8 protein-coding genes are annotated in these 9,135 nt (G+C 60.7%); 5 read left to right on the plus strand and 3 right to left on the minus strand.

What is annotated here, in order from left to right; translation table 11 throughout:
• Positions 1-14 precede the first annotated feature (14 nt).
• Positions 15-767 (minus strand): GntR family transcriptional regulator, encoded by a 753-nt coding sequence (locus GNZ12_RS35920; RefSeq protein ID WP_172316719.1) that lies wholly within the window; start codon positions 765-767, stop codon positions 15-17.
• A gap of 111 nt (positions 768-878) precedes the next feature.
• Here GNZ12_RS35920 and GNZ12_RS35925 point away from each other — a divergent pair, with 111 nt between their 5' ends.
• On the plus strand, positions 879-1,742 hold the full coding sequence (locus GNZ12_RS35925; protein WP_172316720.1) for a fumarylacetoacetate hydrolase family protein: 864 nt from the start codon (positions 879-881) through the stop codon (positions 1,740-1,742).
• Positions 1,743-1,764: 22 nt separating this feature from the next.
• Positions 1,765-2,715 carry a VOC family protein gene (locus tag GNZ12_RS35930; protein WP_328806114.1) on the plus strand — a complete coding sequence of 317 codons (951 nt, stop codon included), beginning with the start codon at positions 1,765-1,767 and terminating at the stop codon, positions 2,713-2,715.
• A gap of 25 nt (positions 2,716-2,740) precedes the next feature.
• Here the strand turns inward: GNZ12_RS35930 and GNZ12_RS35935 are convergent, their stop codons facing one another.
• Positions 2,741-3,979 (minus strand): MFS transporter, encoded by a 1,239-nt coding sequence (locus GNZ12_RS35935; RefSeq protein ID WP_172316721.1) that lies wholly within the window; start codon positions 3,977-3,979, stop codon positions 2,741-2,743.
• A 194-nt stretch (positions 3,980-4,173) separates the two neighbouring features.
• Between GNZ12_RS35935 and GNZ12_RS35940 the strand changes: the two genes are divergently transcribed.
• On the plus strand, positions 4,174-6,831 hold the full coding sequence (locus GNZ12_RS35940) for an ATP-binding protein (protein WP_172316722.1): 2,658 nt from the start codon (positions 4,174-4,176) through the stop codon (positions 6,829-6,831).
• Positions 6,832-6,851: 20 nt separating this feature from the next.
• On the opposite strand, the gene GNZ12_RS35945 is transcribed toward GNZ12_RS35940, so the two are convergent.
• Positions 6,852-7,790 carry a LysR family transcriptional regulator gene (locus GNZ12_RS35945; RefSeq protein WP_172316723.1) on the minus strand — a complete coding sequence of 313 codons (939 nt, stop codon included), beginning with the start codon at positions 7,788-7,790 and terminating at the stop codon, positions 6,852-6,854.
• A 161-nt stretch (positions 7,791-7,951) separates the two neighbouring features.
• Here GNZ12_RS35945 and GNZ12_RS45150 point away from each other — a divergent pair, with 161 nt between their 5' ends.
• Both GNZ12_RS45150 and GNZ12_RS35950 read left to right on the plus strand, forming a co-directional pair.
• Complete coding sequence (locus tag GNZ12_RS45150) at positions 7,952-8,398, plus strand: MFS transporter (protein ID WP_268959080.1); 447 nt, start codon at positions 7,952-7,954, stop codon at positions 8,396-8,398.
• Positions 8,395-9,135 (plus strand): MFS transporter (locus GNZ12_RS35950; protein WP_328806115.1); only part of this gene is annotated, 741 nt, incomplete at its 3' end. The genes GNZ12_RS45150 and GNZ12_RS35950, both read left to right, overlap by 4 nt.

A 9,135-nucleotide genomic window follows, 5' to 3' on the forward strand; every position in this document is an offset into this window, starting at 1 on the left:
TCGTTCAATCTCGTTCAGTCGGCCGCCGCCAGCGACCGCGAACCGCGCGCCGACGCCTTACGCCGCGCCGGTGGAGCAGCATCCGCTGCGCCTGCCTGCGGCTCGAAGCCGGCGACCAGGATATCCATCGTCCGGCTCAGATGCGCGTCGAGCAGCTTGGCGGCCTTGGCGGTGTCGCGTGCGAGCGCCGCGTTCATCAACGCCTCATGCTCGCTGTTGGTGTCGCGTTTGACCTTCTGCAGCGGTACCGACAACTGACGGTAGCGCTCCGTCTGCATATACAACTGCTCGCGAATCCGCAGCAGCCACGGGCTATCGCACGCCGCAATCAGGCACTCGTGAAACTGGTTGTGCGCTTCGCGCCACGTGTCGGCAAGCCGCACGCCATCGCCGTCCTCGACGCGCTCGGGCGTGCGCGACAGCCGGTAATACGCGGCGACCAGGTTGGTTTCCCAATTCATGTCGCCACACGCCAAGGCGCGCTCCAGGCACGACGTTTCGATCTGGATTCGTACCCGCGTCAGGTCTTTCAGGTCGTCGAGCGAAACCGGCGCGACGCGAAACCCGCGCTGCGGCTCCGCGATCACGAGCCCTTCAGACGTGAGCCGCGACAGCGCCTCGCGCACGGCGCCGAGGCTGACGTCCAGTTGCTCGCACAACTGGCTGATCTTGAGTTGCTCGTCCGGCTTGAGCTTGCAACTGAGCAGATCCGCGCGCAGTCGCTCATACGCGGTCTGCGTCAGACTCGCAGCGTTGGTGGTGGCCATAGTGTTCGTCCCGAAGAATGCTTCATTGTAGCAAAAATATATTATTCTTCTTGACATCATCCTCGTAAAATATATTATCCACATCAAAGTATTTCTACCTGGAGGTGTCACGTGCGGTTTGTTTCCTTTGAACAGAACGGCAAGCAGGGTCTTGCCGTGGTGCGCCCGTCCGGCGAAGCCCGCGGCCTGCTGGCGGACGCTGCCTCGTTCCCCGGCTCGCTTGACGTGTTGATCCGTGCCGGCGCCGCAGGTCTGCAGCGCGCCGCGCAGCAACTCGCCGACGGTCCGGCCATCGATCTCGCGCAGGTTCGGTACACGGCCCCTTTCGTGGCGTCGGAAAAGATCCTGTGCGTCGGCTTGAACTACGCGGACCACTCGAAGGAAAGCGGCTATGACCTGCCGCCGTTTCCGACCGTATTCGGGCGCTTCACGTCGAGCCTCATCGGCCACGGCGAGGCGCTGATCCGCCCCCGCGTGTCGACGCAGTTCGATTACGAAGGCGAGATCGTGGCGGTGATCGGCAAGAGCGGCCGGCATATCGCACAGGCCGACGCGCTCGACTATGTCGCGGGCTATGCGCTGTTCAACGACGGCTCGGTGCGCGACTACCAGCACATGACGCCGCAATGGACGGTCGGCAAGAATTTCGACGGCACCGGTGCGTTCGGGCCACAGTTTGTGACGGCGGACGAATTGCCGAGCGGCGTGCGCGGTCTGCAATTGCAAACACGGCTGAACGGCGAAGTCGTTCAGCAGGCGTCCACCGACGATCTCGTTTTCGACGTAGCGTCGCTTATCTCGCTACTGAGTGAAGCCATGACGTTGCGTGCGGGCGACCTGATCGTCACGGGCACGCCGGCCGGTGTCGGTGTCGCACGCAAGCCGCCGCTTTTCATGAAGGCAGGCGACGTCTGCGAAGTCGAAGTCGACGGGCTTGGCATTCTGCGCAATCCGATCGTAGACGAACAAGGCTGATTGCCAACACGGAGGAGACACCGTGGAAATCACCACACCAGCGTCCGCGCCAACGCGGCGTCACGACCGCCTGGGCATCCATTCGCTCGACCATTTCTGTTTTAGCGTGCCCGACCTTGGCGTCGCGAAGCAGTTCTATACGGCGTTCGGACTGGATGTGCGGGACGTCGACGGCGCGCTGCATCTCTACACGTTCGGCCATCCGCATTGCTGGGCTATCGTGCGTACCGGAGCGGCACAGAAACAGATTCAGTACCTGTCGTTCGGCGCGTACGGCGATGAGATGGATGCATTCCGCGTGCGGCTACGGGACGAAAACGTCGAGTTGCTTCGCTCAGGCGAGCACGTCACCGACGAAGGATTGTGGTTTCACGACTGCGATGGACGGCTCGTGCAGATCAAGGCGGCGGCGAAGTCGTCGCCGGATGCCAAGTCGATGGTGAGCAATCCGTCGGCCGCAGCCGGTGCGCGCGGCGCCGGCCCGCGTGCTGAACAAGCGCCCGTGCGACCTTCACGGCTCGCGCATATCCTGCTGTTCACGACTGACCTTCAGCGCGTCATGCGTTTTTACAGCAACACGCTCGGCCTGCGCTTGTCCGACGAAGCAGAAGTCGTCGCGTTCATGCATGGCGCACACGGCAGCGATCACCATCTGGTCGCCTTCGGCCAGGCAAACGGCGCGGGCTTGCATCACTCGAGCTGGGACGTTTGCTCGATCCAGGAAGTCGGACTGGGCGCGATGCAAATGGCGGCGGAGGGTTACTCGCGGGGCTGGGGCGTGGGCCGTCACGTACTCGGCTCGAACTACTTCTACTACGTGCGTGACCCGTGGGACAGCTACGCCGAATACTCGTGCGATATCGACTACGTGCCCGCCGACATCGATTGGCCGAGCCAAGCCTTCACGGCTGACAATGGGTTTTATCTTTGGGCGCCGCCTCCGCCGGAGGACTTCGCTCACGACTATGAGTAAAGTCGCGTCAGCCACTGTCGACGTTTCAACTCCTGGTGGTGCCATAAGCAGCCAGCCTCCCGGAGAAATGAAGAACAAACCCGAGCAACGCCAATGCGCCGCCGAATACGCACGCTGTATGCCATCCACCCAGTCGCCAACTGATACTTGCTCCCCAGGAACCCGCGGCGCCGCCTACGAACATGCCACTCATGAATAGCGTGTTGAGTCGGCTTCTTGCCTCCGGGCGAAGTGCGTACACCACATGCTGGTTGGAGATGAGAGCCGACTGCTCACCGAAGTCCAGCAGGATGATGCCGACGATCAGGCCAACGAGGCTGCCCCAAAGGCCCAGAACCGCGTATGACAGCAGCATGATCAGGCAACCAAGCCCGATAACGGCATGGGGTCCACGACGATCGGCGACACGGCCAGCAAGTGGGGCAATCAGAATACCCGCCGCACCCACGATCCCCATGAGGCCCGCCACATCAGCCCCCAAGCCGAAGGCCTCATGCAGACGCAATGCCAGAATTGTCCATAGCCCGATAAAAGAACCGAACATCGCGGCTTGAATACACGTTGCACGGCGCAGTGACCTTTCTTCTCGCCACAACTCGATGAGTGACTTCACGAGACCAAAGTAGCTGTGGCTTGTCTTGGGTTCACTGTGTGGAAGTTTGCCTAGCAACATGACCCAGATAATGGCGGTCATCGCGGCCCCTAGCCAAAACGTGGCACGCCAGCCCCAATGATCAGCAGTAAATCCGCCGACGGCCCTTCCCAGCAGAATGCCGCAAAGCAAGCCGCTCATCACAGTGCCGACGACTTGGCCACGGCGACTGGGTGCGGCTAGTTCTGCCGCGAACGGTACGACTTGTTGGGCAACGGATCCTGAAATACCCACTACCGCTGAAGCGACTACCAGCAACCAGGCATTCGGGGCTGCAGCGAGGCATACCAATGCCACGATTAACACTGCCGTTTGCCCGAGAATCAATTTTCTCCGATCAATTCGGTCTCCCAAGGGCACCAGAAAAAACAGACCGCAGGCGAAACCCAGTTGTGTAGCCGTCGGAACCAGGTTGACCAGGCCAACTGATCGCGGGAAAGCCTGCTGCAGTAGTTCCAGGATCGGCTGGTTGTAGTAAATATTGGCGACAAAGACACCGCAGGCCACCGCCATCACCATCAGCAATGAACTGTCCAGGTGATGCGTTAACCCGGGCTCTTCAGGGGCGGCGGAGTGCGCCGAAGATTCGCTACCAACCGTATTGGGTGACATGTCCAGACTCACAACGAAGTACAGGGATCTTCATCGTGATGCAGCGCAGACGAGAAGTCTTTGGCCTACAATTTCAGACGTCTGAAATTCCTGTTGATCCCCGCAATCTCGCTATGTGACAGTAAAAAATGCCTACAGGTACAAAGACTCGCCATGAAAGGCCGTCGAAGGGCCCTGACTCCCGCGACGACGATATGGTTGCCTTCGGCCGCTACCAATTGTTCCCACGTTTGCGGCTATTGTTAAGAGACGGTGTACGACTGGACGTAGGTGAGCGTGCGCTGGACGTGCTAGTCCAGCTTGTCAGTACGGCAGGCCAAGTCGTATCCAAAGATTTGCTTCTCTCCCGGATATGGGCGAAGGAAGTCATCGAGGAAAACAGCTTGCAGGCGCAGATCTCGTCGTTGCGAAAAATACTGGGGGATGATCGGGACCTTATCGCGACGGAGTTTGGCCGGGGCTATCGTTTTACAGGTTCAGTGCAGGCGCATCGGGCTGTCACGTCGTCCATAGGCGCACCTCAAGCACGAGTCGGATTGCCGAACCCACGGTCTCCTTTGATCGGCCGCGTTGAGGAGCTACTGGAATTAAACCGGCTGTTGGCTACCCAAACGCTATGCACGCTCACAGGCCCTGCCGGCATTGGTAAAACTCGCCTGGCGATAGAGGCCGCGTCAGAATCCAGTCCTTGTTTTCCCGACGGGGTTTACTTCGCCGACTTGTCGCAACTGAGCGCAGCCTCAGTATCGCCGGCTATCTCGAGCGCGTTGGCGGGGCTTGTTGGAACAAGCACACAGTTAGCGTCTCACCCGGGAAGGGCACTACTGGTCGTTGATAACTGTGAACACGTTACGTCGGCCTGTGCGGCGGTCCTTGAGCGGCTTCTGGAATCTGATCCTCAACTGGGCGTGCTGCTCACCAGCCAGACCCCATTGGGGCTGGACGGTGAGCAGGTCTACCGGCTCAGTCCTCTCGCGTTACCTCCGCGCATCATCAACGCAGCAAACGCAAGAAGCTATAGTGCGGTTGAACTGTTTGTCCGCCGTGTAACTTCCGCGGACTATCATTTCGAGCTTACGGAAACGAACGTAGAGCAGGTTGCGGCGTTATGCAGGGCGCTCGATGGAGTGCCACTGGCATTGGAAATCGCCGCAGCTCGCGTGCCATCGCTGGGTCTCGCAGCGGTCACCGAGGATTTAGCCCTTTCGTCCGGATTGCTTGCAGCTCAGAAACGCCAGACCCCGGGTCGCCATCGGACGCTTGGTGACGCCCTGCAGTGGAGTTACCAATTACTCGACTCCGTAGAACAAGCGGTGTTCCAGGAGCTGGCCATTTTCCCTGCCGATTTCACCGTCGCTGCCGCAGAACGTATCGTATCCACCAAGCTCGAAAGGCCCACCCGACTGGTTGATGTGCTTTGCAGCCTCGTTGAAAAGTCGCTAATCACGTTGCAGGCCGGAACCCAGCCGATTCGCTATCGCTATCTAACCATGCTGCGGGCATACGCCTTGGAGCAGCTTGCGGACCGCACGGCGGCCATGACTGAAAAGCATGCTCGCTTCGTTGAGCAATTGATTTCTCAAGCCCAACGGGATTGGATGTCGCTACCCACGACACAATGGAAGCGACAATACGAACACCACATTGACGATATCAGGGCCGCTCTTGACTGGTCATTGTCAGATAGTAAGCGCCGTGCCCTGGGACTGCTCATCCTCGCGAACTCCGCCCCATTCTGGATACAACTATCACTCTACGACGAGTGTCGCCAGCGGATTACGAACGTACTGGAAGAAACGAAAGTTCCTCCCGTTGAGGAGCGCCAGGAGATGATGATTCAGTCCGCACTGGCTACTTCGCTGACCTGGTCACGTGGACCCGTTCCGGCTAATGGGCGGGCTTGGACCAGGGCCAGCGATCTCGCGCTCCGGCTGGGCGACGAGGAAACGCAACTTCAGGCCGAATACGGTCTATGGCTTTATCATCTCCGTAGCGGTTGCTACGAACAGGCCCTCCTGCACGGGAAAAGCATGGCAGAGTTAGCCGTGCGGCATCGCGATCAAGCCGCACTTCTGACGGCACGTCGTTTGATTGGGACATCTCATCATTTTCTGGGTAATCACACTGAAGCTTTGATTGAAATTGAGTGCATGCTCGACAGTTATACGCGCGACGACCGTCATGCCTCCCATTTCAGATTTGGAATGGACCAGCGCGTGGCAGGTTGGGCCTTCCTTTCTCGCATTCTGTGGTTAATGGGGAACACGGCCAAAGCGCGACGCGCTGCCCAGGTAGCGATTGACGAGGCTACGGCACTGGATCACGCCTGCACCCTTTGCTGTGCCCTTGCGGAGGGGAGCTGTAACGTGGGAGCGCTTTCAGGAGACGTAGAAGGCGTCAAGCGTGTGTCGCAGCAGCTTATCCAAGTGGCAGGAAATCACGGTCTGGACTTTTGGGGACTCTATGGTTCGGCTTTTTCACTTTGGGCGAAAGTATTCCAGGACCCGAACGCTGTCTCTTTCGTAGAGCTTCGATCGACACTGGAGACGCTACAAGCCCGTGGATTTGATCCGGCTTATTCCGTATTCTTATCCGACTTTGCGAATGCAATGCTGGAACAGGGACGTACGCGAGAAGCAGTCAGCCTCATTAATGCCCGGCTGGCAGGCGACGCCACTGGACAGTTCTGGAACGCCCCTGAACTGATGAGAGTCAAGTCTCGGACGCTATCGGAAAAGAGGTCATCTCCACGAGCGCCACGCACGTTAATTTTGCAACAAGCGTTGACACTGGCACGCGCTCAGGGTGCGAAAGCGTGGGAGCTAAGACTCACAGACGAACATGCAGCATAGACGCCCGGCGTAATGCGGTGTCACCCGTTTTCCGCGCCAAGCGTTTCGCCGAAGCGGGACATGCCCGCGAGCGGGCCCGTTTCCGTCGATTCGACCAGGTAGTCGAGGAAGGTCCGCACAGAGGGCGACGTGCGTCGCGCGCGTTCGAAGAGCACATTCACGGGCGCAGGCGCTGTCTCGTAGTCCTGAAGGATACGCCGCAGCCGCCCGCGCTCGATGTCGTCCGCCACTTGCCACGACGGGGCGCGCACGATGCCCGCACCGTCGATCGCCGCGGCCGCGAGAACGTCGAGCGCGTTGGCCCAGAGGCGGCCTGTAATGCGGGCGGAATGACGAGTGCCTGCGGACTTGAAGCGCCAATCGACAGGGCCAGGCCGGTCGGAGAAAACGAGGCAGTCGTGCAGGCGCAGCTCGTCAGGCGAGCAAGGCACGCCGCGGCGCTCGATATAGGACTGCGCGGCGCAAACGATCATGCGCACGTCGCCGAGCTTGCGTGCCACGAGCGCCGAATCGGGCAGGCGGCCCACGCGAATCGCGAGGTGGATGTCCTCCTCGACGAGATTCACGGCGCGGTCGATCAGCAGCAGCTCGACCGAAACTGCGGTGTGGCGCGCAAGGAAGCACGGCAGGAGCGGCGCGATCACGGTTCGGCCAAGGAGCGTGGGTGCAGCGATGCGCAAACGGCCCACCGGCTCGCTGCGGCCCGCACTGAGCAACGCGCCCACTTCGTCCAGCTCCGCGAGGATCGACTTCGCGCGCTCGAAAAAGAGGCGCCCCTCGTTCGTCAACGCAATGTGCCGTGTCGTGCGGCGCAGCAGCTGCATGCCGAATTGCTTCTCGAGCGCTGACAAGTGGCGACTCACCGAAGTCAGCGACATTGGAATCGCGCGGGCGGCGGCAGACAGACTGCCGGCTTCCACCACTCGGAGAAACACATTCATCGCGTCGAATCGGTCCATGGGTCACCCTTCCTTGATTCGCAAGAGTCATTACTGCTTTATGACCGTACTCCCGCTTTCAGGAATAGTCTACATTCCCCTTTGAGCAAACCGCAAAAGCCCGCGCGCCACGCCCGGAGCGCGTGAGCCCTTCGAACATTTCCGGCAAAGGATGGGCGCAGATGAAGCAGTCGATCTACTGGGTCATGGCACTCGCCGCCGGGCTCGTCGTCGCCAACAACTATTACAACCAGCCGCTGCTCGTCGATTTCGCGCATACGTTCAGGGTTACTGAAGGTCAGGCCGGCGCGGTTTCCATCGCCGCGCAGGCTGGTTATGCGCTCGGCCTGCTCTTCTTCATTCCGCTCGGCGACAAGGTCGAGCTTCGCAAGCTATTCGCGTTCACGTTGGCGGCGTCCGTCGTCGCGCTCGTCGCGATGGCGGCGGCGCCCACGCTGCCTTGGGCCGTGGCGGCGAGCTTTGCCGCGGGCATGGCAAGTGTGGCACCGCAACTGCTCACGCCTCTTGCGGCGCAGATTGCAGGACCCCAAGGCCGCGGCAAGGCCGTCGGAATCGTGATGTTGGGCCTGCTTTGCGGCATCCTCGTCTCTGCACGGTATCGGGCGTGATCGCTGCGTATTTCGGATGGCGCGCCGTCTACGCCTTCGCGGCAGTCGCGATGGTGGCCGTTGCCGCCATGCTTGCGCGCGTGCTTCCACGCGTCGAGCCGACCTTCTCGGGCAGCTATGGTGCGTTGATGCGTTCGCTGTTTGCGTTGCTGCGCGAGGAGCCCGTCGTACGACAGACCGCTTCGATCGCGGCGTTGCAATTTGCCGCATTCAGCGCCTTCTGGACGACGCTCGCGTTTCACCTGCACGGCCTCAACGCCAGTTACGGCAGCGAGACGGCCGGATTGTTCGGGCTCGTCGGTGTCGCCGGCGCGAGCGCGTCCTATGCCGTGGGAAAGCTGGCCGATGCGCACGATCCACGTCGCGTCATTCTCGCCGCCAGCATCGTCTTCATCGCCTCGTATGTGCTGCTTGCCTGGAAAGGCGCGAGCATCGGCGGGCTAATCGTCGGCGTGATCCTGCTCGACCTCGGCTTGCAAAGCTCGCATGTCTCGAACATGGCGCGCAACCTGGCGGTTCGGAGCACGGCGATGGGCCGCGCCAACACGCTTTATATGACGATCCGCTTTGCGGGCGGGGCGATCGGCGCGACGCTTGGCAACTATGCCTGGAGCGTGTGGCATTGGCCGGGCGTGTGTGGCGTTGGGCTCGTCTTTGCCAGCGCCGCGATGCTGCTGCAGATCGCTCCCGCGTCCGGCCAGCGACGGCTTGCGGCGGAGCGCGAGAAAAGCGCTGAC

The sequence above is a fragment of the Paraburkholderia solitsugae genome (genome assembly GCF_013177695.1).
GTDB lineage: Bacteria > Pseudomonadota > Gammaproteobacteria > Burkholderiales > Burkholderiaceae > Paraburkholderia > Paraburkholderia solitsugae.